At 44.7% G+C, this 25,902-nt stretch carries 23 protein-coding genes, 2 tRNA genes, 1 other RNA gene and 1 riboswitch; of the genes, 24 read left to right on the plus strand and 2 right to left on the minus strand.

Annotated features, from left to right (window positions below):
• Positions 1-104 precede the first annotated feature (104 nt).
• The 7 genes from JG770_RS03835 to ffs all read left to right on the plus strand — a co-directional run bounded on the left by JG770_RS03835 (position 105) and on the right by ffs (position 5,162).
• Entirely contained in the window at positions 105-947 is an 843-nt protein-coding gene (locus JG770_RS03835) for a carbohydrate ABC transporter permease (RefSeq protein ID WP_291955447.1), read from the plus strand.
• A gap of 202 nt (positions 948-1,149) precedes the next feature.
• On the plus strand, positions 1,150-3,366 hold the full coding sequence (gene pflB, locus JG770_RS03840; protein ID WP_291955450.1) for a formate C-acetyltransferase: 2,217 nt from the start codon (positions 1,150-1,152) through the stop codon (positions 3,364-3,366).
• A 1-nt stretch (position 3,367) separates the two neighbouring features.
• Positions 3,368-4,099, plus strand: coding sequence for a pyruvate formate-lyase-activating protein (pflA, locus tag JG770_RS03845; protein ID WP_291955453.1), 732 nt, complete (start codon positions 3,368-3,370; stop codon positions 4,097-4,099).
• 64 nt (positions 4,100-4,163) lie between these two features.
• Positions 4,164-4,634: a nucleoside deaminase gene (locus JG770_RS03850; protein ID WP_291955457.1), complete on the plus strand. Its 471-nt coding sequence runs from the start codon at positions 4,164-4,166 to the stop codon at positions 4,632-4,634.
• Positions 4,635-4,666: 32 nt separating this feature from the next.
• Positions 4,667-4,760, plus strand: a tRNA-Ser gene (locus JG770_RS03855).
• A 42-nt stretch (positions 4,761-4,802) separates the two neighbouring features.
• A tRNA-Ser gene (locus tag JG770_RS03860) sits at positions 4,803-4,892 on the plus strand.
• Between the two features lie 3 nt (positions 4,893-4,895).
• An RNA gene (ffs, locus tag JG770_RS03865) (signal recognition particle sRNA large type) lies at positions 4,896-5,162 on the plus strand.
• Position 5,163: 1 nt separating this feature from the next.
• Here the strand turns inward: ffs and JG770_RS03870 are convergent.
• Positions 5,164-5,484 carry a heavy metal-binding domain-containing protein gene (locus JG770_RS03870; protein ID WP_291955460.1) on the minus strand — a complete coding sequence of 107 codons (321 nt, stop codon included), beginning with the start codon at positions 5,482-5,484 and terminating at the stop codon, positions 5,164-5,166.
• Positions 5,485-5,713: 229 nt separating this feature from the next.
• Here JG770_RS03870 and JG770_RS03875 point away from each other — a divergent pair, with 229 nt between their 5' ends.
• From JG770_RS03875 to JG770_RS03900, 6 genes are all read left to right on the plus strand, one after another.
• On the plus strand, positions 5,714-5,854 hold the full coding sequence (locus tag JG770_RS03875; protein ID WP_291955463.1) for a hypothetical protein: 141 nt from the start codon (positions 5,714-5,716) through the stop codon (positions 5,852-5,854).
• 60 nt (positions 5,855-5,914) lie between these two features.
• Positions 5,915-6,739 carry an SDR family oxidoreductase gene (locus JG770_RS03880; protein ID WP_291955466.1) on the plus strand — a complete coding sequence of 275 codons (825 nt, stop codon included), beginning with the start codon at positions 5,915-5,917 and terminating at the stop codon, positions 6,737-6,739.
• Between the two features lie 14 nt (positions 6,740-6,753).
• Complete coding sequence (locus JG770_RS03885; RefSeq protein WP_291955469.1) at positions 6,754-7,887, plus strand: DUF362 domain-containing protein; 1,134 nt, start codon at positions 6,754-6,756, stop codon at positions 7,885-7,887.
• Positions 7,888-8,145: 258 nt separating this feature from the next.
• Positions 8,146-8,640, plus strand: coding sequence for a RidA family protein (locus JG770_RS03890; protein WP_291955473.1), 495 nt, complete (start codon positions 8,146-8,148; stop codon positions 8,638-8,640).
• Between the two features lie 76 nt (positions 8,641-8,716).
• Positions 8,717-8,821: riboswitch (TPP riboswitch) on the plus strand.
• A gap of 90 nt (positions 8,822-8,911) precedes the next feature.
• Positions 8,912-9,547 (plus strand): energy-coupled thiamine transporter ThiT, encoded by a 636-nt coding sequence (gene thiT, locus JG770_RS03895; protein ID WP_291955475.1) that lies wholly within the window; start codon positions 8,912-8,914, stop codon positions 9,545-9,547.
• 66 nt (positions 9,548-9,613) lie between these two features.
• Positions 9,614-10,021: a ferritin-like domain-containing protein gene (locus tag JG770_RS03900; RefSeq protein WP_291955478.1), complete on the plus strand. Its 408-nt coding sequence runs from the start codon at positions 9,614-9,616 to the stop codon at positions 10,019-10,021.
• A gap of 8 nt (positions 10,022-10,029) precedes the next feature.
• On the opposite strand, the gene abc-f is transcribed toward JG770_RS03900, so the two are convergent.
• Positions 10,030-11,883, minus strand: a complete 1,854-nt coding sequence (abc-f, locus tag JG770_RS03905) for a ribosomal protection-like ABC-F family protein (protein ID WP_291955481.1) — start codon at positions 11,881-11,883, stop codon at positions 10,030-10,032.
• A gap of 124 nt (positions 11,884-12,007) precedes the next feature.
• On the opposite strand from abc-f, the gene JG770_RS03910 reads away from it, so the two are divergent.
• The 11 genes from JG770_RS03910 to JG770_RS03960 all read left to right on the plus strand — a co-directional run bounded on the left by JG770_RS03910 (position 12,008) and on the right by JG770_RS03960 (position 25,891).
• Positions 12,008-12,673, plus strand: a complete 666-nt coding sequence (locus JG770_RS03910) for a DUF2225 domain-containing protein (RefSeq protein WP_291955483.1) — start codon at positions 12,008-12,010, stop codon at positions 12,671-12,673.
• A gap of 72 nt (positions 12,674-12,745) precedes the next feature.
• Complete coding sequence (locus tag JG770_RS03915) at positions 12,746-13,747, plus strand: LacI family DNA-binding transcriptional regulator (RefSeq protein ID WP_291955485.1); 1,002 nt, start codon at positions 12,746-12,748, stop codon at positions 13,745-13,747.
• A 38-nt stretch (positions 13,748-13,785) separates the two neighbouring features.
• The gene (locus JG770_RS03920; protein ID WP_291955487.1) at positions 13,786-15,321 is read left to right on the plus strand and encodes an FGGY-family carbohydrate kinase; all 1,536 of its coding nucleotides are present in this window, start codon (positions 13,786-13,788) and stop codon (positions 15,319-15,321) included.
• Positions 15,321-16,361 (plus strand): galactitol-1-phosphate 5-dehydrogenase, encoded by a 1,041-nt coding sequence (locus JG770_RS03925; protein ID WP_363320911.1) that lies wholly within the window; start codon positions 15,321-15,323, stop codon positions 16,359-16,361. The genes JG770_RS03920 and JG770_RS03925 overlap by 1 nt, the downstream gene beginning before the upstream one ends.
• 3 nt (positions 16,362-16,364) lie before the next feature.
• Positions 16,365-17,285, plus strand: coding sequence for an aldo/keto reductase (locus JG770_RS03930; protein WP_363320912.1), 921 nt, complete (start codon positions 16,365-16,367; stop codon positions 17,283-17,285).
• 339 nt (positions 17,286-17,624) lie between these two features.
• A complete protein-coding gene (locus JG770_RS03935; protein ID WP_291955494.1) occupies positions 17,625-19,115 on the plus strand; it encodes a sugar ABC transporter ATP-binding protein in 1,491 nt (496 codons plus the stop codon).
• A 57-nt stretch (positions 19,116-19,172) separates the two neighbouring features.
• Positions 19,173-20,114 carry an ABC transporter permease gene (locus JG770_RS03940; RefSeq protein WP_363320913.1) on the plus strand — a complete coding sequence of 314 codons (942 nt, stop codon included), beginning with the start codon at positions 19,173-19,175 and terminating at the stop codon, positions 20,112-20,114.
• A 62-nt stretch (positions 20,115-20,176) separates the two neighbouring features.
• Positions 20,177-21,322, plus strand: coding sequence for an ABC transporter substrate-binding protein (locus JG770_RS03945; protein ID WP_291955498.1), 1,146 nt, complete (start codon positions 20,177-20,179; stop codon positions 21,320-21,322).
• Positions 21,323-21,750: 428 nt separating this feature from the next.
• Complete coding sequence (locus JG770_RS03950; RefSeq protein WP_291955500.1) at positions 21,751-22,773, plus strand: uroporphyrinogen decarboxylase family protein; 1,023 nt, start codon at positions 21,751-21,753, stop codon at positions 22,771-22,773.
• A gap of 31 nt (positions 22,774-22,804) precedes the next feature.
• Positions 22,805-23,911, plus strand: a complete 1,107-nt coding sequence (locus JG770_RS03955; RefSeq protein WP_291955503.1) for a DUF4432 family protein — start codon at positions 22,805-22,807, stop codon at positions 23,909-23,911.
• 792 nt (positions 23,912-24,703) lie between these two features.
• On the plus strand, positions 24,704-25,891 hold the full coding sequence (locus JG770_RS03960) for a substrate-binding domain-containing protein (RefSeq protein ID WP_291955505.1): 1,188 nt from the start codon (positions 24,704-24,706) through the stop codon (positions 25,889-25,891).
• The last annotated feature ends 11 nt before the right edge of the window (positions 25,892-25,902 follow it).

Below are 25,902 nucleotides of genomic sequence, written 5' to 3' on the forward strand. Positions count from 1 at the left end.
GGGCAAACACTCTCACTTTCAGAATCGATGAAAAACGGAGAAATCTGAAGAAATTCTGAGGATGAGGGCGAAATATAATTAAAATATTGAGATAGGAGGTTTATATGCGATTACACAAGACCGTAGCTAATATTTTGGTGTACGTGCTTATCACTGTTGTAGCGGTAATAGTGCTTATACCGTTTTTCTGGATGATATCGACAGCATTAAAAGCCGATGCCGACATATTTGCTTGGCCTCCGGAGTTAATACCAGAGCCGGCCCATTGGGAGAATTTTTCCAAAGCGTGGAATGCTATGCCATTTAATAAGTATTTGGCAAATACCGTTTTTATAGTTATTTTAGGGATGATAGCGGAACTGGCGAGTGAAACGCTTGTGGCGTATGGATTTGCAAGATTTAACTTTCCAGGCAGGGATATCATATTTTTTGTGCTGCTCAGTACCATGATGTTGCCATTTCATGTCACGCTTATTCCTACATATATAATATGGAACAAGCTGGGGCTTGTAGGCGAGTTTGACCCACTTATATTAAGGGCTTGGACAGCATGGGGGCCATTTTATATCTTTTTGTTGAGGCAGTTTTTTTTGACTATTCCGACTGAGCTTGATGATGCTGCCGAGATAGACGGGGCGTCTCCTTTGGATACGTTCTATAGAATTATGTTGCCTCAGATAAAACCTGCCTTATTGGCTGTAGCTGTTTTTGCATTTAAGGGTTATTGGAATGATTTCCTTGGCCCGTTAATATACTTGACCGATATGAATAAGTACACCATGACGCTAGGGATGTATTTCTTCATGGGAGGAGTTAACGAAGCTCCTCAATGGAACTATCTTATGGCTATATCGGTTATTATAGCACTGCCTACTATCGCGTTGTTCTTCTTGGCACAGAGGTATTTTATAGAAGGTATAACCTTTACCGGTTTGAAAGAAGGATAAACAAGCGCTTTACATCGGTGGTGGTCGCGGCATTCAGACGCCTTGAAGCCCGATATTCGGTTTATGATGGATAAAGAATTGTATAAATTGTACGAATTTAATCAACTTTAAGACTTTGGCCGAAAACTGGATTATACGTCGATTCGGTGGTATAATAAATACGAGTAAATCACTTGTATTTATTAAGAAAGGTTGATGTCAGATGGATTTTATAGAAGGCAAATGGTGCCGCGATATAGATGTAAGGGATTTTATACAACTGAATTATACGCCATATGAAGGCGATGAATCATTTCTGGCCGGTCCTACGGCCGCTACGCAAAAGCTCTGGGATAAGATAAGCGAGCTGTTAAAAAAAGAAACTGACAAGGGCGGCGTATTGGACATAGATACTAAGACAGTATCGACCATCACATCGCATAAGCCCGGTTATATAGATAAGGATTTGGAGAAAATAGTGGGGCTTCAGACCGATGAGCCGCTGAAAAGGGCTATAATGCCGTTCGGCGGTATACGCATGGTAAAACAGGCATGTGAAGCTTACGGTTACGAATTGGATCCCGAGGTGGAAAGGATATTCACTCAATATAGAAAGACCCATAATCAAGGCGTGTATGACGCCTATACCACAGAGATGAGAAAGGCGCGCCATGCCGGTATTATAACCGGTTTACCCGATGCTTACGGACGTGGCCGCATTATAGGCGACTACAGGCGAATAGCGCTCTATGGTGTGGACAGGCTAATAGAAGATAAAAAGCAACAGCTTATACAACTTGAAGTAAACGATATAAGCGAGGAGGTCATACGTGCCCGAGAGGAGATAAACGATCAAATCCGGGCATTGAACGAGCTGAAGGTGATGGCCTCATCCTATGGGTTTGATATATCCGGTCCTGCCCACGATGCGCGCCAGGCCGTGCAGTGGTTGTATTTCGGATACCTCGCAGCCATAAAGGAACAAAACGGCGCGGCTATGAGCCTTGGCCGCGTATCGACTTTTTTGGATATATATATCGACCATGATGTAAAAGCGGGTATTTTAACTGAACGCGAAGCACAGGAATTGATAGATCACTTTGTGATGAAACTGCGCATAGTGAGGTTCTTGCGTACTCCCAGCTATAACGAGCTCTTCAGCGGTGATCCGGTATGGGTGACCGAGTCTATAGGCGGTATGGGTTTGGACGGTCGTACGCTGGTTACAAAGACGTCTTTCCGCATGCTGCATACGTTAGAGAATCTGGGGCCGGCACCCGAACCGAATCTTACCGTTCTATGGTCTAACCGTCTGCCCGAGCCTTTCAAGCGCTATTGTGCAGGGTTATCCATACACACAAGCGCTATACAATATGAGAACGATGATCTCATGCGCCGGTACTGGGGGGACGATTACGCCATAGCATGCTGTGTATCGGCTATGCGCGTAGGTAAACAGATGCAGTTCTTCGGCGCCAGAGCTAATTTGGCCAAAGCGCTGCTATATGCTATAAACGGCGGGCGCGACGAATTGTCCGGACAGCAGGTGACGCCGCGCTTTGCACCTATAACATCTGAGTATCTCGATTACGACGAGGTGATGGAGCGTTTCGACACCATGCTGGATTGGCTGGCAAGGGTATATGTCGGCGCTTTGAATGTAATACATTATATGCATGATAAATACAGCTATGAAGCGATAGAGATGGCGCTGCACGATAAGGATATACTGCGGACTATGGCATTCGGCATAGCCGGCCTTTCGGTGGTGGCCGATTCGTTATCAGCTATAAAATATGCTAAGGTAAAGCCTATACGCAACGACGACGGTATAGCGGTGGATTTCGAGATAGACGGTGAATTTCCAACCTTTGGCAATAATGACGATCGCGTGGACGATATAGCTGTGGATATAGTGCAACGGTTTATGGGCAAACTGCAAAAGCAACCCACATATCGCCAGTCTGTGCATACACAGTCTATACTGACCATCACGTCCAACGTGGTGTATGGGAAAAAGACCGGCAATACGCCGGACGGCCGTAAAAAGGGAGAGCCTTTCGCTCCGGGAGCCAACCCGATGCATGGCCGTGATAAAAAAGGCGCGGTAGCCTCGATGAGCTCGGTTGCCAAGCTGCCGTATGAATATGCCCAGGACGGCATATCTTATACATTCTCCATAGTGCCCAAAGCGCTGGGCAAGGATGAGGAAGAGCGCGTGAGCAACCTCGTGGCGTTGCTGTCGGCTTATTTTGCTCAAAACGGTCATCATATAAACGTCAATGTCTTTGACCGGGAAACTCTTTTAGACGCCATGGATCATCCTGAGAAATACCCGCAGCTTACTATAAGGGTGTCCGGTTATGCGGTGAATTTCATCAAGCTGACCCGTGAACAGCAACTCGACGTTATAAACCGTACGTTCCATGAGGTGAAATAGAGTGAATGTAAAGGGAAGGATCCACTCTATAGAGACCATGGGTACAGTGGACGGCCCTGGCATACGCTATGTGGTTTTCATGCAGGGCTGTCCGCTGCGCTGCAAATACTGCCATAATCGCGATACGTGGGATATGTCCCACGGTCGCATTATGAGCGTAGACGAGCTGATGCAGGATATAAAAAAATACAAGAATTTTATGAAGTATTCTGGCGGAGGCGTCACTTTAACCGGTGGCGAGCCTACGCTACAATGGCGATTTGTGGCCGAGCTGTTCCGCAGGTGCAAGGCCGATGGTATTCATACGGCTTTGGATACATCCGGATTTGTAGATATAGAGAGAGCCGATGCGTTTTTACCGTATACCGATCTGGTACTGCTGGATATAAAAGAGATCGATCCCATAAAACATACCGAGTTAACCGGCGTGTCCAATGATAAGACTCTGGCGTTCGCGCAACATCTGAGTGAGCTGCATATACCGACATGGATACGTTATGTGCTGGTACCCGGTTATACAGACGATCCGGATGATATACGCGCGCTGGGCCGATTCATATCAGGGCTTTCCAATGTGGAATTAGTGGAAGTATTGCCGTATCATACCATGGGCGTATATAAGTGGGAACAGCTTTGTGTGGACTATCCGTTGAAGGATGTGGCCGTCCCAACCGATGAACAGCTCGAAGCGGTTAGAAAGCTATTGCGCGATTCCAATATCTCTGTGCGGTAGTTATTTTTCCCCTCTTGCCAAAGTGCGTGATACATGTTACAATATCCTTTGTGAGTTGAAACGAATGTCATATAAAATTGATAGGCTTTATAAATTTATGGCGGAAGCTATAAAAGAGGCTGAACTCGGGGCGGCCAAAGGCGAAGTGCCAATAGGCGCCGTAGTGGTTAAAGGCGATGAGATAATAGGCAGAGGTCACAACCAAGTCGAAGCGTTGCATGATGCTACGGCTCATGCCGAGATGCTGGCCATGCGCCAAGCTATGGCGGCCACAAATGATTGGCGCCTCGGCGGTTGCGAGCTTTATGCCACGCTTGAGCCGTGTGCTATGTGCGCGGGTGCCATGATGCTGTGCCGCATAGAACGGCTTATATATGGCGCGCCTGATTTGAAATGGGGCTGTGCCGGCACATTATACAATCTGCCGCGGGATAGGCGTTTCGACCGTAATATAGAGATTATAGCCGGTATTGAAGAACAACGTTGTGAGGAGATACTGAAGAAGTTCTTCGAAAGCCGGCGCAACGACAACTGAATAATCTGATAATTATCAAGTAGTCCTAAAATGGAGAGATGGCTGAGTGGACGAAGGCGCTCGACTGGAAATCGAGTGTGTGGGCTAAAACCTGCACCGAGGGTTCGAATCCCTCTCTCTCCGCCACAAATGCGGGATCAGACAACTGCTGACCCCGCGCGCATTTATGGAGAGATGGCCGAGTGGACGATGGCGCTCGCCTCGAAAGCGAGTGAGCGGGTAACCGCTCCGTGAGTTCGAATCTCACTCTCTCCGCCATGGCCGTGCTAGATGGGGAGGTAGCGGTGCCCTGTAACCTGCAATCCGCTCTAGCAGGATCGAATTCCCATGCTTAGGCTCTATGCCTGTGAGGACTGGCCTGCACAAGTGGTGTAGATCATTGGGTCCTGCGCAACGAAACCTCATGAACCCCGCCAGGTCTGGAAGGAAGCAACGGTAAGTGAGCCCTTTCGTGTGCCGCGGGGCAGCCTGATAGGAGCTAACTATGCAGATACCGCTCGGAGGCATAAGTCGAAGCTGGGTGCACGGCTTATTCTACATATACGGCCGTACCGCTGGCTGTTACCATGAGCATGGAACCGCCCTGACCTACCACTTCATAATCCAGATCAATACCTACTATTGCATTGGCACCATAAGCTTCAGCCTGGCGCTGCATCTCACCGAGCGCTATATTGCGTGCTTTTATAAGTTCATTTTCATAAGCTGCTGACCGTCCGCCGAAAAAGTCGCTGAGCCCTGCCATGAAATCGCGGAACACATTGGCGCCAAGGATGGTTTCGCCGCTCACAATGCCTTTGTACTCCTTAATTCTCTTGCCATCGATGTTTGGTGTCGTTGTGATTATCATATGATACCTCCAAAAATAATTTATTATATCATATTTTACCATGCTGTATTGGCATATGCAATCTGATTTATATCATCGCAGGTGCTTCATGGGCCTTTAATGTTAACAAAATATTGGTTATGGGGTACTGCTTCTGAGCAGTATTGTTGTAATAGTATCAATAGGATGCTATAATTCTTAATAAACGATGTTATGACTTATAATACATACTGACGGAGGATTTTGCAGGATGGAATATGTAGCAATAGGCACGCTAATAGGAGGGCGTTTCGCTGCGAGGTTTGCCAACAGGGTTAATGAAAAAGTTTTGAGCAAGGTTGTAGGCGGAGTGTTCGCCGTGCTGGCGGTTACAATGCTGATAGCTCGATAGGACTGTCGGGTGCAGAAACAGGTAGAATATTTTCAATGATTGAGTGGTGAGGAGGCGCATATGTTGTACGGCAAATCGGTGCTCGTAACGGGTGCTTCATCTGGTATGGGCAAAGCATGCGCGGAATATTTAAGGAATGAGGGCTATCATGTATACGGGGCTTCACGCCATGGTGACGGCAGCATTGAGGCCGATGATGAAAGCGGCGGCTTTATAAAAATGATGCGCATGGACGTGCGCGATGATGAAACGGTAAAATCGGTTGTAGATTCTATGGCGCAGGAAGAAGGCGGCGTCGATATAGTCATAAATTGTGCGGGGTATGCTCTGGCTGGGGCTGTCGAAGATACAACGCCTCAAGAGGCGGCAGACGAGTTCGATACCAATTTCTTTGGCGTATTGCGCGTATGCAGAGCGGTGCTGCCATACATGAGAGCAAATGGCAACGGCCTTATAATCAATATAGGGTCGGTGGCCGGTTTCATAGCCATACCGTATCAGTCCATGTACAGCGCCAGCAAATACGCTCTGGAAGCCTTATCCCAAGCTATGCGCATAGAGGTTAAACCGTTTGGGATAAAGGTTGCGCTCATAGAACCGGGCGATGTGAGAACGGGCTTTACATCCGGCAGGGTGTGGACCGAAGCGTCTAAAGGCACTACGCCCTACAAAGAGCGATGCCAAAAAGCTGTGGAGGCCATGGAGCGCTCGGAGATGAACGGTCCGGGGCCGGAGATAGTTGTTAAAGCCATGGCTAAAATAATCGCGAGCCAAAACCCGCCTATAAGGACGGTAGTGGGTGCCGATTATAAGCTCATAGCGTTTTTGAAGCGCCTGGTGCCAGACCGGCTTATAGAATATGTCGTGGACAAAATGTATTCATAAATGGAGGATAAGATATGCCTGTACCGGTAGCCGTAGAAAGATGCGGCGATTATGATAAAGATAAAGTCGAGGAAGCGCTGAATAAATGTTTGAACGCCTTAGGCGGTATAGAAGGGTATATAAAACCCGGGCAGAGGGTTTTTATAAAGATAAATCTTTTGATGAGGAAACGGCCGGAAGAGGCGGTTACCACTCACCCGGCCGTTGTGGAGGCGGTGGTCAGAGCAGTCCAAAAAGCGGGCGGCATACCTGTGATAGGCGACAGCCCGGGCGGTATGTTCAATGAGCGAACGCTTAGAGGCATATATCGGACATGCGGTATAGAACAGGCGGCGGAAAATACAGGCGCCGAGCTCAACTACAATGTGGCCGAAACAGAGATGCCCAGCTCCGACGGCAAGATATTAAAACGTTTGTCAATAGTCAAGGCTATAGCCGACGCCGACGTAATAATCGATGTAGGTAAGCTCAAGACGCATGGCATGGCAGTATTTACAGGCGCTGTGAAAAATATGTTCGGCGTGGTACCGGGCATGAGAAAGGCTGAATATCATCTTAAAATGCCTGATCTTGATGATTTTGCCGATATGCTCATAGATATAAATATGGCTGTAAAACCGGCATTAGCTATAATAGATGGCATAGTGGGTATGGACGGCAATGGTCCGTCAGCGGGCAGACCGCGCAGTATAGGCGTCATAGTGGGCAGCGCCAGTACATTTGCCGCCGATGTGGCGGCGGCCTCCATAGTCGGCATACCGCTTGAGGATGTACCGACGATACGCCAAGCCAAAAAACGCGGCTTGCCTGCGAGCTTGGCCGACATAAAGGTTGCGGGCACACCTATAAACGATGTAAGGATAAAGGATTTCGAGATGCCGCCGCGCCGCGGCGTAAGCTTTCTGGACGGCAAGGTGCCGCGGTTTATGGTCGGTTTTTTGCGTAACATGACCATGGCAAGGCCGGTATTTGATCATGATGCGTGTAAAGGGTGCGGTGATTGTGCCGATAACTGCCCGCCTAGAGCTATAAAGATGGTGGATAAGCGCCCTTATGTCGATTTAAATATTTGCATAAGATGTTTTTGCTGTCAGGAGCTATGCCCTTATAAAGCTGTCGATATAAAGAAATCATGGATCTTTAGGTGAAAAAATCAGATAAAAATTATACATATTGCACAAAAAATTTATGTTGATATATTATAAAACATGTGCTATAATAACTTATGTCAATCATTTGCCGGGCGTTCTTCTGCCTCGACCCGCCAGCGGCTGGGGAAACGCCCGGATAAATGTGATGGAGCTGGATAAGGCTCATGTTCTGTAACATTTTTGTACTGTAACATTTCGCCTTTCTATCCTAATAAGAACATCTTAATTGACTTTTATCTCATTAGGCGGCAGCTCTTGCCGCCATTATTTTTATATATACAGGTGATGCTATTGTCTATCGTAGAAGAAAGGATAAAGGCATTGGGATTGGAACTACCGCAGACGGCTGCACCTATGGGCGCGTACATACCGGCCATTATATGCGGCAATATGGTATTCGTGTCCGGACAATTGCCTATAATAAACGGCGTGGCACAATACAAGGGCAGCGTAGGCGGCAACATATCGGTGGATGAAGGTTATCAGGCGGCGCGGCTGGCTGCGATAAATGCTTTAGCGGCATTAAAGAGCGCTGTAGAGAATCTTGATAATGTAAAGCGCATTGTAAAGATAACAGGTTATGTCAGATCAGCGCCGGGTTTTGAACAACAGGCTAAAATAGTCAATGGAGCTTCGGAGCTGATGGCCGATATATTTGGAGAAACCGGACGTCATGCGCGCGCGGCCATAGGCGTATCCGAATTGCCGGCCGGTGTGCCGGTAGAGATAGAACTTATAGCCGAGATATAAAAATTTTGTTGCTGGGCTTGTAATACAAGCCATGGCAGTGCTATAATAGCAGGTGTAAAATTAAATATGTTTGATCTGTGTCCGCTAGGGGAGCTGAATAGCTGAGAAAGCGAGTGCCTCTCGCTTAACCCTTGGAACCTGTCTAGATAATACTAGCGTAGGGAAGCGGTTTGTTAAGAGCTTAAGACCGCATGCCTAGGCATGCGGTCTTTTTTAACCTCCTTTCCGGGCATAGTCAGGCGAATACTACAAATGGAGAGGAGGTGAGCATATGGATTACATCATAAGTATATTTGAGGACTTGACCGAGATTACGCCCACCGCTATAGCAGTGGTGATAGCGATATTGGCAGTAGTCGGCTTTTTAGTTGTAATAGGCCCCAAAGCCCACTTTAATACCAAATCTGTCGTGTACGGAGGCTTATGCATAGCCATAGCCTTTATATTGTCATATATACGTTTTTATCATTGGCCGCAGGGTGGTTCGATAACATTGGCAAGTATGTTGCCAATGTTCGTATATGCCTATATCTTCGGTCCGGCAGCCGGTATTGCGGCAGGCGCTGCTTATGGCCTTTTGCAACTGATACAGGATCCATTTATAGTGCATCCTGTGCAGGTATTGCTGGACTATATAATAGCTTTCGGGGCACTGGGTCTGGCAGGGTACTCCCGACATAATATAAGCCTCGGCGTATTGCTCGGCGGTTTTGGCAGATTTATGGCCAGCTTTCTGTCCGGTGTAATATTCTTTGCAAGTTATGCGCCGGAGGGCATGAACCCCATATGGTACTCGATATTGGTTAACGGTATGGTTATAGGCACGGATACTGCTATTTGCTTTGTAATATCCCTTATACCGCAGGTGAAAAGCATGATAGAACGATTACGCTCTGACGCGATATAAGGCGGCACGGTTTAGGGTGGCATGGCATAGTATATATAAGAATCTATGTGTGGAGATGATACTACTATGTATGCCGATAAACCCGATTTGGTCCGGCGCATAAGGGAAGCCATGGCGGCCGAACAGCATGATGCGGCTTTTTATGCTATGCTCGTCGATATGGCGCCGGCTGAAGATAAAGATATTATAAAGCACATACGCGAAGACGAGTTTAAACATTACAAGATGTTCAGCGACATGTATACCTACCTCACCGGTTCTTATATAAACGTGCCTGAGCCTGATGTATCGCCGCCCAAAAACTATAAGGAGGGCTTGGCCAGCGCCATAATGGGGGAGACATCTGCTGTGGAAGAATACAGGATCATATTGATAGAAGCTCCGTTCTGGTATATGAAGGATTGGTTATATATCATTGTGACCGATGAGCAAAAACATGCGGACCGCTATAATATGTTGTACAGCAGGGCATAGGTTTGAACCTATGCCCATTTTTCGTATAATTCTTCCAATTCAGTTTTCAGCTTGGCATGTTCATCCGTCAATTGACGCATTTTTTGACCGTCGGTATATATGTCCGGATCGCACATGGCCGCTTCCAATTCCGCTATGCGGCCCTCTATGGTTACTATTTCAGATTCTATATCTTGAGATATTACAGGCTGCGCTCTATTTTCGGCCTGGGGTTTAGCCCTTCTTTTGGCCGGTGTAGTCGGAGCTTGAAGCGATTCATCCTGTAGATGCCTTTGCTGCTGATAATCGTCATAATTGCCATCATATGCAGTTATCCCGCTAGGCGTAAGTTCGAGTATTATATCGGCTATCTTGTTTATAAAATATCTGTCATGGGATACCGTCAACAATGTTCCATCATAATCTTTTAGAGCGTCCTCCAGCGCCTCACGCGCCGATATGTCAAGATGGTTGGTCGGTTCGTCCAGCAGCAGCATATTATACCCTGCCGGCATTAATTTGGCCAACGCTAGGCGGGCGCGTTCGCCGCCGCTCAAATCGTTTATTCTCTTAAATACGTCGTCGCCCTTAAAAAGGAATACGGCCAATATCTTGCGCACATCGGTCTGGATGAGAAGGGGGTAAGCGTCCCAGAGCTCTTCGAGAACGGTTTTGTCAGGATTGAGGCCGGCGTGCTCCTGATCATAATATCCTAAAAACGTATTCTGTCCCATGCGTATTCTGCCGGATGAAGCCTCCAATTGCTCTGCTATGATTTTGAGCAGCGTGGACTTACCTATGCCATTGGGGCCTATAACGGCAGCCCTCTGGCTGCGCTTTAATTCGAAGGTTACATCGCTCAGAACGCATTTATCTTCAAATGATTTACTCAGCGATTCCACCTTCAATGCATCATTGGCGCCGCGTTGGCGCGCCTTGAAAGCAAAGCTTATGCTCTGCTGTTCGACGGGCTTATCTATACGTTCCATACGGTCCAACGCTTTTTGGCGGCTTTCGGCGGCGCGTATGCTTTTTTCACGATTATATGAGCGAAATCTGTCTATAATCTCCTGCTGACGCTTTATCTCTCTCTGCTGGAGGTCATAGTCTTTAGCTTGTTGTTCCATCGTTTGGCGCTTTAAGGCGGCATACCGCGAATAGTTGCCATCATAGACCGTCATCGTGGTATTCTCTATATCGAATATTTTATTACATACGGCGTCCATGAAATAGCGATCGTGCGATACAACCATTATAGTGCCCGCATAATTCTGCAAGAAACCCTCCAACCACTGGGTGGCATCAATATCCAAATGGTTGGTCGGCTCGTCCAGCAATAATAGCTGCGGCTTTTGCAGCAGCAATTTACCGAGCGCTATGCGCGTCTTCTGACCGCCGCTCAAAGTGGTCACGGCTTGTTCGAATTCGTTCGGCGAGAAACCCAATCCGATGAGTACGCCCCTTGTATAGCTTTCATAGCTGTAACCGTCCAAATGAGCGAATTGGTCGGATAGGCGGGCGTATTCTGACATCGTGCCTTTATCCGTCTGACCATCCGCCATAAGCTGTTCTAATTCGTGCATGCGTGTCTCTATGGCTATTACCTCGCTGAACGCTGAGAGCATTTCATTCCAAACGGTGTTTTTTACATCGAGGCCGGCATCTTGGGATAAATAGCCTATCGAACATTGGCCGGACATGTATATCTCGCCGGTATCGGCATGCTCTATACCTGTTATTATTTTTATAAGCGTGGTTTTACCGGCACCGTTAGGGCCTACTATGCCTATTTTATCGCCTTGCTCCACGCGAAAGCTCATATCTTTCAATATATCCTTTGAACCGAAGGCTTTGCTTATGCCCTTGGCTTCGAGAACGGTCAATCTAATTCGCTCCTTCCGTATCCTATGTTTATTTTATCATAATTGCATTATGCCCGCAATGCGGTCTAAATGAATTTGCCGCGACGATTCATAAGGTGTATAATTAGAAATCGGGAGTGATTTAATGGATAAAGAAGCTTTATACACAAAGGAAATAAAATGCCCTGTGTGCGGCAGAAATTTTACCTCCACACGTGTCAGAACGTCATCGATAAAAGTGGAAACGAGAGATAGCGATTTTTGCGTACACTATAAAGGTGTCAATCCGATGCTTTACGATGTCTATGTATGCCCGCATTGCGGATATGCGGCTTTAGCCGATCATTTCGACAAAATAGATGTCGAGGGCAAAAAGGCCGTGCTTCAGAATATGACATCAAGTTGGACATCGCGCGATTACGGCGGTGAGCGTACATTGGAGCAGGCGTTGGAATGCTATAAACTGGCACTTTTGTGCGCTCAATTGAAACACGATAAACCGTCGGAATTAGCAACCTTGTGCCTGCGGATAGCATGGCTGTACCGATTCAGCAATGACGAACAAGAAGAAAGGCGCTTTTTGCAGGCGGCGCTGGACGAATATATTGCTGCTTATGAGCGCCAAACCGATGATAATTCAAATGAGATGAACTTACTTTACATTATAGGTGAATTATGCCGACGTTTGGGCAATGCTGCGCAAGCGGTACAATGGTTCAGCCGTGTTGTAAATCATAAAGACAGGGAGGATAATCCTCTGCTGATATCCATGGCCCGTGAAGGATGGCAGTCCATAAAAGAAATGAAATAATATTTGACAATATAAGAAAGGGTCTAGTATAATACTGATATAAATTGAATCGTTTCATCGAGGAGGGATGCAATGGCAGCGACTATAAAAGATGTGGCAGCATTGGCACAGGTGTCAGTAGGTACCGTTTCAAGGTATCTGAATGGTTATGAAGTCAGCGAGGTAAATAAACGCAAGATAGAGGAGGCCGTAAGGCGCCTGGATTTTAAGCTCAATCCCGTGGCTAGGAGCCTTAAGACCAGTAAATCCATGACGGTGGCGGTAGTAGTACCTGCTTTGGCTAATGTATTCAGCATGAGCATTATCGAAGGTATAGAACGCCATTTGGATCAGTACGGTTATAGCGTTATAGTGTGCGATAGCCAAAGCGATGTGCAAAAAGAAAAAGCTAAACTCCAATTCGTGAAGGACAAATATGTGGATGGCGTGGTGATAATGCCAACCGGCAGCGACGGTACCCATATAACCGAGGTATTGGGCGACGAGATACCGGCTGTATTGATGGATCGTTTGGTCGAGAACGCCAAATTGGATGCGGTGCTTGTGGATAATGTGAATGCCGTTTATCAGGCGGTAGAGCGTCTGATAACGCTGGGCCACAGGCGTATAGGCATGATAACCGGTCCGAAGCATATATATACCGCCAGAGAACGCCAGGAGGGTTATAGACGCGTATTTGTCGATTATAACTTGCCTATGGACGAGAGCCTGATAAGATACGGCGATTATACTGAGGATACGGGTTATAAGCTCATAAATGAGCTTATGCGGCTGGAATGTCCGCCTACCGCAGTATTTGTAGCCAATTACGAGATGACTATAGGGGCTATAATGGCCGTAAATGAGGCCGGTATACAAATACCTGATCAACTTTCGCTTATAGGATTTGACCAACTGGAACTCTCTAAGATTATAAGGCCTTCGCTGTCAGTGGTTGTGCAGCCTATGGCCGAAATAGGCCAGAAAGCGGCCGAGATGCTCTATCAGCGTATGAGAGGGAGTCATGACAATTTTCCACAGGTAATACGCCTTAAAGCCAATTTCATTGATGGGCAGTCGATAAAAAAGCTATGATAGGATATTCTAATATTTTGTGATGTAAAGGAGCTTATATGGGACCATATATTCTTGGCATAGATATAGGTACATCAGCTTGCAAAGTCGTGGCGTTTGATATAGACGGCAAGGTAGCGGCGTCCGCATTGTGCTCATATGATGTGCATTATCCGCGGTCCGGCTGGGCCGAACAATATGCGGATGATTGGTGGCAAGGGGTATGCCATGCGCTGCAATGTATATGGAAACAGGGGAAGGTGCGTCCGGCAGACGTGGTAGGCGTAGGTGTAGACGGACAGAGCTGGTCGGCCTTACCCGTTTCATGCGATGGCAAGGCGTTGAGGCCGGCTATAATATGGTTTGACCGTAGGGCACAGCAACAAGCTGAACGCATGGCTCAAGCCGTTGGCGTACAAAGGCTTATCGGAGTGAGCGGCAATCCACCGGATCCGGCATATATAACGCCCAAAATGATGTGGATAAAAGAGAATGAACCGGATATCTACAACAGAACTTATAAATTCTTACAGAGCAACGGATTTATAGTATACAAGTTAACTGGTCTTTTTACGCAAGATAAATCGCAGGGTTATGGATTTCATTTTTTTAACATAACAGAAGGCGTTTATGATCGGGAACTATGCCGACAAATGGGTTTGGATATAGACAAAGTAGCTGATATATTCGAATGCTGTGATGTGGTTGGAAGCGTGACTGAGGAGGCTGCCGGAAGCACCGGCCTTTTGGCTGGGACACCTGTGGTGGCCGGAGGGTTGGATGCCGCCGCATCAACATTGGGAGCCGGTGTCGTATCGATCGGCCAAACACAAGAGCAAGGCGGTCAAGCCGGCGGAATGAGTATATATGTGGATAAACCCGTTATAGAGCCCCGCCTTATACTTGGCTATCACGTTGTACCCGATGCATGGTTGTTGCAGGGTGGCACCGTAGGCGGAGGGGGCGCGCTCAGGTGGTTCGTCGATCAATTCGGTTATGCGGAGACCTGCGAAGCTGACAAAAAAGGTGTCAGCGTTTATAACATCGTGGATCAGAAAGCATCAGCTATAAAACCAGGCAGCGATGGCTTGATATTTCTGCCCTATATGTCCGGCGAGCGTTCGCCGATATGGAATCCGAAGGCCAGAGGTGTATTTTTCGGTCTTTCATACGATAAAACCAGAATGCATGCGGCGCGGGCCGTGATGGAAGGATGCGCTTATTCACTGCGCCATAATATAGAAGTTGCCCAACAAGCCGGGGTACATGTCGATGAATTGATAAGCGTGGGCGGAGCGGCTAAGAGCTCCTTGTGGACGCAGATAAAAGCCGATGTAACTAAAAAAAGGATACAAGTTCCTTATGCCGACGACGCTACAGCGTTAGGCGCCGCTATATTGGCCGGTGTTGGAACAGGCGTATATAAAGATTTCCGTGAAGCCGTATCCAAGACGGTGAGGATAAGGAAATCATATGAGCCAAACGCGGATAACTTTTATATATATGATAAGCTTTATGCCGTATATAGAGAAATATATGATAGACTAGAACAAACCTATGATAAGCTTTATGCTGTTCAAAAGGAGGTAATATGATGAAAGCAGCTGTTTTACATGCTAAGAATGATATAAGATATGAAGATATAGATACGCCGATTATATCACCGGATGAAGTGCTCATTGAAGTGAGAGCCACGGGGATATGCGGTTCTGATATACCTAGAGTGCTGGGCGATGCAGCTCACTATTACCCTATTGTGCTTGGGCATGAGTTGGCGGGGGTGATAGCGGACGTGGGTGAGAAGGTAAGTAATGTTGAAAAAGGCGACAGGGTGACAGCAGCACCGCTTTTGCCGTGCCACAAGTGCATAGATTGCCAGCTCGGCCATTTTTCACAGTGCAGGTATTATAAATTTATAGGTTCCAGTGTGTTCGGAAGCTGGGCTCAGTATGTAAAAGTGCCGGCTCGAAATATTATTAAACTTCCGGATAATGTAAGCTTCGAAGAAGGGGCTTTCTTTGAACCTTCCACGGTAGCGTTGCACGGCATTTTCAACGCCGATTTTCGTCCGGGATTTGGTGCAGCCGTATTAGGTGTCGGCACAATAGGTCAACTTACGGTACAATGGCTGAGGATATTGGGAGCGGCGCACATCACGGCGTTTGATGTAGATGAAGCTAAGTTAGCCAAATCTAAGGATATGGGGGCAGATGTATGTATAAATACCTCTGAAGATGATTTTAAGGATGAAATAAGCAAAATAACGGAGGAGGGGGGTATAGATTATGTTTTTGAAACGGCCGGCGTTACGTTTACCCAAAGGCTAAGCCTTGATATAGCGGCCAATAAAGGCACGGTATGCTTTATAGGTACACCTGCGGCTGACCTTACCCTATCACCACCGATTTTTGAGAAAATACTGCGCAAAGAATTAAAACTTACAGGCTCGTGGATGTCCTATTCAGCACCGTTTCCGGGTAAAGAATGGATGCTTACGGCCGATGCCTTAGCGCGGAAGGTCCTTAAATGCGAAACCATGATACATAAGAAATTCGCGCTGAGCGATGTAAACGATGCGTTTGATTTATATAGGGGACATATACCGATAGACGGAAAGATACTATTGATTAACTAGTAAATTGTCAATGCTTATAGAATATTAAAATTGAAGGAGAAGATAGGCGCCGCTGAGGTGGGCTTTAGGCTTTTCGATTGTGCATCCGTATACGGAAACGAGGCTCTTATAGGCGATGTCTTTCAGGAGATTATGAGATCGGGCGTTAAGCGAGAAGAACTTTTTATAACATCAAAAGTATGGAACGATATGCATGGCAAGGGAGATGTGTTGCTTTCATGCGCCAAATCCCTTAAAGATCTGAAATTGGATTATATTGATCTGTATTTCATTCATTGGCCGTTTCCGAACTTTCATCCCAAAGGAGCGCCACCGGATTATCGCGATCCGAGCGCCAGGCCATATATTCATGAAGAGTATATGGAGACGTGGTATCAGATGGAAAGATTGTTAAAGGCGGGCTATGTAAGACATATCGGTACTTCCAATATGACCATACCCAAGCTGAAACTGCTTTTAAGGGATTGTACCATTATGCCTGCTGCTAATGAAATGGAATTACATCCTTGTTTCCAGCAACCTGAATTGTTTCAATTTTGTCTTGATCACGGCATACAGCCTATAGGCTTTTGCCCGATAGGATCGCCTTCTCGGCCTGATCGTGACAGAACACCGGATGATGTAGTGGATATAGAAGATCCGGTGGTGGTTAAAATAGCAAAAACACACGGCGTTCATCCGGCGATAATTTGTATCAAATGGGCGGTTCAGCGTGGGCAAATTCCAATCCCGTTCTCAATTCATCGAGACAAATATGCGGCCAATTTGCGGTGCACAATAGAAGACCCGCTTACCGAAGAAGAAATGAAAGAACTGGCAGCGGCCGATAAAAACTGTCGACTCATTAAGGGTCAGGTATTTTTATGGGAAGGGGCAAACGATTGGCGAGATCTTTGGGATGTTAACGGGGAGATCACATTATGAGAGATTGAGGAAAGAAAAAAGGAGATATGATTAGATAATAGGAGCTAAAGTTATGATAACATAAGATAAAAGACGATTAAGCCGATTTATGGTGTTTGACAGTGCTTTAATAAAGAAATATAATTTGCACTGATAACGTTTACTGAATAATTTATGTTATATTGAAATGATATAAAGTTTTTATAAAAGGGTTGCGAGACAAAATTTATATTGCTAGGAGGGGGCGTGCTTATTAATAAATTCACTTTGAGTTTTCGGTTATGTTCATCGTGCTTTTGGCTAAATCATGATGTAAGTTGGTGAGTTAACTAAATTATTGATGATTGTTGAGGTGAAACAATGAGGGAACAGGTAGTATTGATGGAGGATATCAACAAATCGTTTCCTGGTGTACATGCACTAAGTGGCTGCCATTTTGATCTCAATGCCGGCGAAGTTCATGCGTTAGTGGGGGAAAATGGTGCTGGCAAATCTACACTTATGAAAATATTGGCCGGTATTTATAAAAAGGATAGCGGAAAGATTTTGTACAAAGGAAAAGAAGTTGATTTTTCAGCTCCTAAAGAAGCGCAGGACGCTGGAATAGGAATGATTCATCAAGAACTCAATTTAATACCGCATTTAACTGTTGCAGAAAATATATTTATCGGCAAAGAATTTGTGAAAGGCATTTTTATCGACCAAAAAGCTATTAATCGTGAAACGCAAAAGTTGTTGGAAACCCTTAATATCGATATCAATCCTGAAACAAAAGTAAGGGATTTAACCGTAGCTAAACAACAAATGGTGGAAATAGCAAAGGCTCTTTCTTACAATTCTGATGTTATAATAATGGATGAGCCTACTGCTGCCTTGACAGAGAGTGAGATCGATGAACTCTTCCAATTTATAAAGGATCTAAAATCAAAAAATTGTGGTGTTATTTATATATCCCATCGCATAGAAGAAGTGTTCGATATAAGTGATAGAGTAACTGTAATGCGTGATGGCCAATATGTGGCAACTCTTAATACTAGCGAGACTAATAAAGATGAAATAATACGACTCATGGTTGGTCGCGTTATTTACGAACAGCCTAAAGAGCAAAGCGCTGTGCCAGAAGATGCTCCTATCGTACTTAAAGTGGAAAATCTGTGCTCTAAGGATGTTAAGAATGTGTCATTTGAACTCAGAAAAGGAGAAATACTGGGCTTTGCAGGCTTGTTGGGATCAGGGCGTACCGAGACTGCTAGGTTAATATTCGGAGCTGACCCTAAAGAAGGTGGAGAGATCTTTGTAAAAGGTGTAAAAGTAGAGATTAATTCTCCGCAGGATGCTGTGGCTAATGGCATAGGTTATCTTTCAGAGGATAGAAAACGTTTCGGATTAGCGCTTGGTCTATCTGTGCGGGAGAATGTCACTTTGGCTTCTCTGGATAATTATGTTGATAAAGGTTTTATAGATTCAAAGAAAGAAATGGAGGTAACAAATGATTATGTAAAAAAGCTTAATATAAAAACTCCTTCAATTGAACAACTGGTCATGAATTTATCTGGGGGTAACCAACAAAAAGCAGTAATGGCCAAGTGGCTTATAAAAAACAGCGATATTCTAATTTTTGATGAACCTACCAGAGGTATAGATGTGGGAGCAAAAAGCGAGATATATAAGTTAATAATCGATTTAACCAAGGAGGGCAAGTCTATAATAGTGATATCTTCCGAATTACCGGAGATTCTTAGGTTAAGCGATAGAATACTTGTAATGTGCGAAGGGGTTAATACTGGGATTTTGGATATAGCGGAAGCTGATCAAGAGGTTATAATGAAATGCGCTACTTCAATAAAGTAAAAAGGAGGAGAAATTAACGTGAGAGATAACAGCAAAAAAGTAAACATATTCCAATATATGGCATTGGGTGCATTGGTTGCACTTTACATATTTTTTGCATTATTTGGAAACAACTTTTTTTCATATGACGCGTTCGTTAATATCCTTGATTCCTCATATTATATAGGATTTATGGCTATAGGTGTCACATTTGTTATAATAACCGGTGGTATAGACCTTTCTTTGGGTACAGTCCTTATATGCTCGGCATTGATAGGCGGTGTAGCGCATAATAATTGGGGTTTATCAATGGGATTATCGCTTTTGATAGGCGTCATAGTGGGGACTTTATTTGGCTTCCTAAACGGTGTTTTGGTTGCAAGATTTAAATTACCACCTTTTGTCGCTACGCTGGGCAGTATGATGATAGCACAAGGGATGGGGGCCATAGTTTCAAAGGTAGTAACAATCAGATATCCTGATGTAACCAGCCCAGAGGGATGGTTTAAGCATGTGTTCTATAAAACTGACAATGGGTTTCCCATAGGCATAATATGGTTATTGTTAGCTGCTATAATTGCACATATAATCTTAACCAAAACCAAAGTCGGCCGTTATATTTTTGCTGTGGGTTCCAATGAGGAGGCTACCAGACTATCAGGTGTAAATGTGATTAAATGGAAGACGATAGCCTATATTATTTCTGGATTATTTAGTGGCATTGGCGGGATAATGTATGCTGCTGCATATACTTCTATAGTACCGGCTACGGGTAACGGCTTCGAATTATTAGCTATTGCAGCAGCCGTAATAGGCGGAACATCTTTATCTGGGGGTATTGGCAGTATAACCGGAACTCTGATAGGCGTTTATATAATGAGTGTATTAAAACAAGGATTGATGTCAATGAATTTACAAGCTCATTACCAAACGCTTTTTACAGGAATTGTAGTTATCGCTGCAGTTTTGTTTGATATTTACAGAAATAAAAGAGCGACAGAAGTTTCCGATTCAAAGTAATATAAAGTTAATTAGTGCTTTTGAGCACTAATAAAATAAAAAAGAAAGAAAGGGAGATTCAGATGAAGAGATTTTGGGCAATTTTTTTGGCGGTAATGTTGTTGGCTGTGGCTTTGGTTGGATGTAGTGGAGGGACTGAGGAAGAGGCAACTCCGGAAACGCCTACAGGCGATACAGCACAAAATGCCGAAACAGGGAATGATGAAAAACCTTATATAGCTATAGTGTCTAAAGGATTTCAACATCAATTTTGGCAAACGGTTTATAAGGGATCACAAGATGCTGCAGCAGAATACAATGTAGAGATAACTTTTGAGGGACCACCGACAGAATCGGATATAAGCGCTCAAGTAGATATGTTAAACAATGCGTTATCCAAGAATCCGGCTGCTATTTGCCTTGCCGCACTTGACACTCAATCGGTTACGCAGCAGCTTCTTAAAGCAAAAGAGGAAGGAATACCTGTCGTAGGATTTGACTCGGGGGTACCTAATGCTCCGGAAGGTACAATTGTTTCTACAGTTGCAACAAACAATTATGAAGCGGCCAAAATGGCGGCCGAAGAGATGTTTAACAATCCGCAATTTAATGAGAGGCTTAAAGCGGCAACTGAGGATAATCCGGTAGCTATTGCAGTACAATCACAGGATGCTACATCAGCATCGATAGTTGATCGTACCAATGGTTTTATAGATACTATGAAAGCAAAGGCAGAAGAGCTATTTCCAGGAGCTGTAGAAGTGGTAGGACATCAGGTATTTGCTAAACCTGCTTCGAAGCCAGCTGTGGTTTCTATAAAAGTTACGGTTCCTCCGTCTACTAGCTATACGGATGCGCAGGCGGCGGCTCAAACCATGCTTTCTAATACAAAAAATCTCATAGGATATTTTGTATCAAATGAAGCCTCTGTGACTGGCATTCTCGCTGCAACGTCGGATGGTACAGAACTTGATCGCGAGAAGGGGAGGTATAAGGACTTGATAGTGGTTGGCTTTGACGCTGGTGCTCCACAGAAGAATGCCGTTAAAAAGCAATATTTCTATGGTTCGGTTACACAAGATCCGTATACAATAGGCTATAAAGCCGTTGAGGTCGCTTATAAAGCGATAAACGGAGAAAAAGGCGATGAATTTATTGATACTGGAGCTAAATTTTATACTCATGAAAATATAGATGATCCGGATATAGCTGAATTATTATATGATTAACCGGTATGGAGATACGCGGCTTGCTTAGTATATACTAAGCAAGCCTTTCAAAAGTATCTTGCGAGTAAAAGGATTAAAGAATAGTATAATATAACATAAATTAAAGTTATTACGTATTGAAAACCACATAATTGTGTAACTGGCTTAAAAAATAGGATTACCATTTTCGATTATGGAACGATTTTAGAAAAGTCAAGGCAGGACGTTGCCGTAAATGGGATATTATAAGTAAAGATATAAAGAAAATTTTTGGACAAAGCATATAGACGAGATACGAAACCAGTTAGAGGTAACAATTAACTGAGGATAAGAATGGGTATATGTGGTTAATGCTGGAGGCAAGAGATAAACAGTCTAGCCTTTAACATAGATTTTAAGCGCTTTCAGAGTTTTCGAAAGTACTCGTTACTTTATAGGAGGGGATGTCAATGGATCATATAGAGCGTTTTTATGCTACCATAGAGAGAAGAGAAACGGATAGGCCCGCCTCGTGGCTTGGGCTGCCTGTGCCTGAGGCCTGCGATAATTTATTCGAGTACTTCCAGGTGGATAACATGGACCAGTTAAAACGCGTTATCGACGACGATATTTATGCAGTAGAAATGCCTTATCATTCTCCCACAAGCGATGCAATATATACAGCATTGGATTTCGCCAAAGAAAAGCTTCCCGACAGGACGCTTACGGCGCCGGGGTTTTTTGAGGATTACTCCGATCCGTCGCGCATAGATGATTTTGATTGGCCAAATCCGTCGAAACACGTCGATCCGGAGGAGTGTAAAAGGATTGTGGATCGAGCGCCCGAAGGATATCCTATTTTGGGTGTCATATGGTCCGCGCATTTCCAGGATGCCTGCGCTGCTTTCGGCATGTCGACGGCGCTGATGAAGATGAAGTTGGAGCCGGAGATGTTCAGAGCGGTAATAAACAGAATTACGGATTTTTATATTGAGGCCAATGAAATATTTTATGATGCCACTAAAGGAAAACTGCATGCTGTGCTCATAGGCAATGATTTCGGCAGCCAGACCGGCTTGATGCTGTCGCCCGCCGCCATAAGGGAATTCGTATGGCCGGGCACGCGTAAATTAATACAACAAGCCAAAAGCTACGGTCTTAAGGTGATACATCATTCGTGCGGGGCGATAGCCGACATCATACCGGACCTTATAGAGATGGGCGTGGATGCCATACATCCTATTCAAGCACTGGCACATGGAATGGACCCGTACAGGCTTAAAAAGGATTTTGGGGATAAGGTTGCCTTTTGCGGCGGCGTAGACGCGCAAAATCTGCTGGTATTGGGCAAGCCGGACGAGGTTAGAGCCAAAGTGTTGGAATTGAAACAGATATTTCCCACAGGCCTTATTATATCACCCAGCCACGAGGCCATTCTCCCCGATGTTGATCCGGCTAATATCGAAGCCCTTTTTGATGCGGTAAAAGATTAGAAAATGAGCGGGGGTAAAGGAAAGAGGAGGTATGATGAGATTGTCATGTGAATCTTTAGTGTATTTGCAAAAAGATTATTTTGCGGCCAAAGAGAGAACAATAGTCCAAAACGGGGATATGACGGCGGGCGCCTTCATCTTTGATACCGGTGTGCATGCTTTGCGACTGACCAATCGCCGAGGGGAGATAATCGTACTTCCTTACCAGGGTCAGCAGGTTTGGAGCTGTCGCTTTGACGGTAAGGAATTGACTATGAAGTCTATGTTGCCCCAGCCATATCCGACGACGGATTACCTTCGCACATACGGAGGTTTTATACTTCATTGCGGAGCTACGGCTATGGGGGTTCCATCGGCCAAAGACAGCCACCCGTTGCATGGAGAGTTACCCAATGCACCTTATGAAACAGCGTATTTAAAGATCGGTGAGGATGATAAAGGACGATATATCGGTGTCGGGGGGCAATATCATCATATCGTGGCGTTTAATCATAATTACTTGGCGGAACCATTTATTAAACTCTACGAGGATTCCGCGGTTCTATCGGCCTCCATGGCTATAACCAATCTGAAAAACACCGATATGGAGTTAATGTATATGATGCATATAAACTTTCGTCCCGTGGATTACGGAGAGCTTGTTTACAGCGCTAAATGTAATCCCGATGATGTCAGAGTGCATATAAACATTCCTTCTCACATCAAGCCGTCGGCGGGATTGGAAGAGTTTAAGAATTTCTTATATGCGCTCCAGAAGAATCCTGAAATGCATCATGTTTTAAAACCGGGATTGGTATTTGACCCGGAGGTGGTATTCAGCATAAATTATTTATGCGATGCAGAAGGTAAATCCTACAGTATGCAAATACATCCCGATGGCTATGCTGATTATGTGAGCCATAGACCGGCTGAATTGGATCACGGCATAAGATGGATAGCCAGAACCAGGAACGAAGACGCTTTGGGGCTCGTACTACCCGGTACGGCGGAGAACGGCGGCTATATTGCCGAAAAAGAAAAAGGCAATATAAAGATCCTGCAGGCTGGCCAAAAGATTATTTTTCACGTGAAAGCGGGTCTGTTAAAACCCAACGAGGCCGAAACGATAAGAAGAAAGATCAAAAATATTCTGGAGTAATTATTACATATTGTGGTGTTGGGTAATCGGCAGTAACGTAGAGGATTTGCGGTATTCACGGCGAATATTTACAGCAGGCTATCGAAAACTGACTGGAAATTCAATGCATATCCAACATAATCCATATAGCTTCGTAATAGAGTCTAACAAGGGACTAGAGCATAGCATAATATGACATAAATTAGGATTATTGCACATTGAAAATCGCATAAAGGCACAGCAAAGTTAATCTGGCTTCTATAGGCGGATTTTAGGAAGCACATTAAGTCTTACAGCTTTATGTCATTATACCGCCTATGCTGTCGTAGATATTTTCTCCAGCAGATCGATGATATTGAAGCATGTATACTTAAGCCAAGCATCCCAGATGAACATTTATCGCAGCCCTAGCTGGTAAAGCGAACTTCATTTTAGAGTTTCCGATTTTGTACGTTTCAATATCATAATCGTTAAAAAACCTCTTGTTATTCATTTCGGTTGCTGTACGCCTTTTATATTTCTCGTGAAAGCCTGACTATCGCTTGTCCAGCGGATAAAGCCTTAAATCATCCCCATGCTTAAAGTAAACAGTCTTGTCATAAGGCGAATCAGTACATTTACAAGGCTTATCAGTACCCTTGTAGTCAAACCAGCACCTGTGCTTGATGCCTTTAAATGAGGATAGCCGCAGTTTTGATAAGGAATATCAGCGGGATAAATGGGATTATCCTTATCATCTATGTATAAAACGCATGGTGGCAGTTCGCCTGAATATTTAGCTTTTTCAAAGTAATATAAAGGCGATTAGTGCTTTTGAGCACTGATAAAATAAAAAAGAAAGAAAGGGAGATTCAAATGAAAAGATTTTGGGTAATTTTTTTGGCAGTAATGCTGATGACTGTGGCTTTGGTTGGATGTAGTGGAGGGACTGAGGAAGAGGCAACTCCGGAAGCGTCTTCAGGCGATACAGCACAAAATGCCGAAACAGGAAATAGTGAAAAGCCTTATATAGCTATAGTGGCTCCGGGGTTCCAACATCAATTTTGGCAAACGGTTTATAAAGGTGCGCAAGATGCCGCAGCAAAATACAATGTAGAAATAACTTTTGAGGGGCCACCTACAGAATCGGATATAAGTGTTCAAGTGGATATGTTAAACAATGCGTTGTCCAAGAATCCGGATGCTATTATTATTTCTGCACTTGATAGTCAGGCGATTACGCAGCAGCTTCTTAAAGCAAAAGAGGAAGGAATACCTGTCATAGGATTTAACTCGGGGGTGCCTAATGCTCCGGAAGGTACAATTATTTCTACAATTGCAACAAACAATTATGAAGCAACCAAAATGGCGGCCGAAGAGATGTTTAACAATCCGCAATTTAATGAGAGGCTTAAAGCGGCAACTGAGGATAATCCGGTAGCTATTGCGGTGCAATCACAGGATGTTACAGCAGCGGCAATAATTGAGCGTACCAATGGTTTTATAGATACTATGAAAGCAAAGACAGAAGAGCTATTTCCAGGAGCTGTAGAAGTGGTAGGACATCAGGTATTTGCTAAACCTGCTTCGAAGCCAGCTGTGGTTTCTATAAAAGTTACGGTCCCTCCGTCTACTAGCTATACGGATGCGCAAGCGGCGGCTCAAACCATGCTTTCTAATACAAAAAATCTCATAGGATATTTTGCATCAAATGAAGCTTCTGTGACTGGCATTCTCGCTGCAACGTCGGATGGTACAGAACTCGATCGCGAGAAAGGGAAGTATAAAGACTTAATAGTGGTTGGTTTTGATGCCGGTGCTCCACAGAAGAATGCTGTTAGAAAGCAATATTTCTATGGTTCGGTTACACAAGATCCGTATACGATAGGTTATAAACCTGTTGAGATTGCTTATAAAGTTATAAACGGAGAAAAAGTCGATGAATTTATTGATACCGGGGCTAAATTTTATACTCATGAAAATATAGATGATCCGGGTATAGCTGAATTATTATATGATTAACCGGTGTGGAG

The organism is Mahella sp. (assembly GCF_020054945.1).
In the GTDB taxonomy this organism is placed as follows: domain Bacteria; phylum Bacillota; class Clostridia; order Mahellales; family Mahellaceae; genus Mahella.

Excerpts from the sequence above, each read along its gene's own strand:
- JG770_RS03835 (WP_291955447.1), top strand. The coding sequence starts at position 105 with ATGCGATTACACAAGACCGTAGCTAATATTTTGGTGTACGTGCTTATC.
- pflB (WP_291955450.1), top strand. The coding sequence starts at position 1,150 with ATGGATTTTATAGAAGGCAAATGGTGCCGCGATATAGATGTAAGGGAT.
- JG770_RS03850 (WP_291955457.1), top strand. The coding sequence starts at position 4,164 with ATGTCATATAAAATTGATAGGCTTTATAAATTTATGGCGGAAGCTATA.
- JG770_RS03870 (WP_291955460.1), bottom strand. The coding sequence starts at position 5,484 with ATGATAATCACAACGACACCAAACATCGATGGCAAGAGAATTAAGGAG.
- JG770_RS03875 (WP_291955463.1), top strand. The coding sequence starts at position 5,714 with ATGGAATATGTAGCAATAGGCACGCTAATAGGAGGGCGTTTCGCTGCG.
- JG770_RS03880 (WP_291955466.1), top strand. The coding sequence starts at position 5,915 with ATGTTGTACGGCAAATCGGTGCTCGTAACGGGTGCTTCATCTGGTATG.
- JG770_RS03885 (WP_291955469.1), top strand. The coding sequence starts at position 6,754 with ATGCCTGTACCGGTAGCCGTAGAAAGATGCGGCGATTATGATAAAGAT.
- thiT (WP_291955475.1), top strand. The coding sequence starts at position 8,912 with ATGGATTACATCATAAGTATATTTGAGGACTTGACCGAGATTACGCCC.
- JG770_RS03900 (WP_291955478.1), top strand. The coding sequence starts at position 9,614 with ATGTATGCCGATAAACCCGATTTGGTCCGGCGCATAAGGGAAGCCATG.
- JG770_RS03910 (WP_291955483.1), top strand. The coding sequence starts at position 12,008 with ATGGATAAAGAAGCTTTATACACAAAGGAAATAAAATGCCCTGTGTGC.
- JG770_RS03915 (WP_291955485.1), top strand. The coding sequence starts at position 12,746 with ATGGCAGCGACTATAAAAGATGTGGCAGCATTGGCACAGGTGTCAGTA.
- JG770_RS03920 (WP_291955487.1), top strand. The coding sequence starts at position 13,786 with ATGGGACCATATATTCTTGGCATAGATATAGGTACATCAGCTTGCAAA.
- JG770_RS03925 (WP_363320911.1), top strand. The coding sequence starts at position 15,321 with ATGAAAGCAGCTGTTTTACATGCTAAGAATGATATAAGATATGAAGAT.
- JG770_RS03935 (WP_291955494.1), top strand. The coding sequence starts at position 17,625 with ATGAGGGAACAGGTAGTATTGATGGAGGATATCAACAAATCGTTTCCT.
- JG770_RS03940 (WP_363320913.1), top strand. The coding sequence starts at position 19,173 with ATGGCATTGGGTGCATTGGTTGCACTTTACATATTTTTTGCATTATTT.
- JG770_RS03945 (WP_291955498.1), top strand. The coding sequence starts at position 20,177 with ATGAAGAGATTTTGGGCAATTTTTTTGGCGGTAATGTTGTTGGCTGTG.
- JG770_RS03950 (WP_291955500.1), top strand. The coding sequence starts at position 21,751 with ATGGATCATATAGAGCGTTTTTATGCTACCATAGAGAGAAGAGAAACG.
- JG770_RS03955 (WP_291955503.1), top strand. The coding sequence starts at position 22,805 with ATGATGAGATTGTCATGTGAATCTTTAGTGTATTTGCAAAAAGATTAT.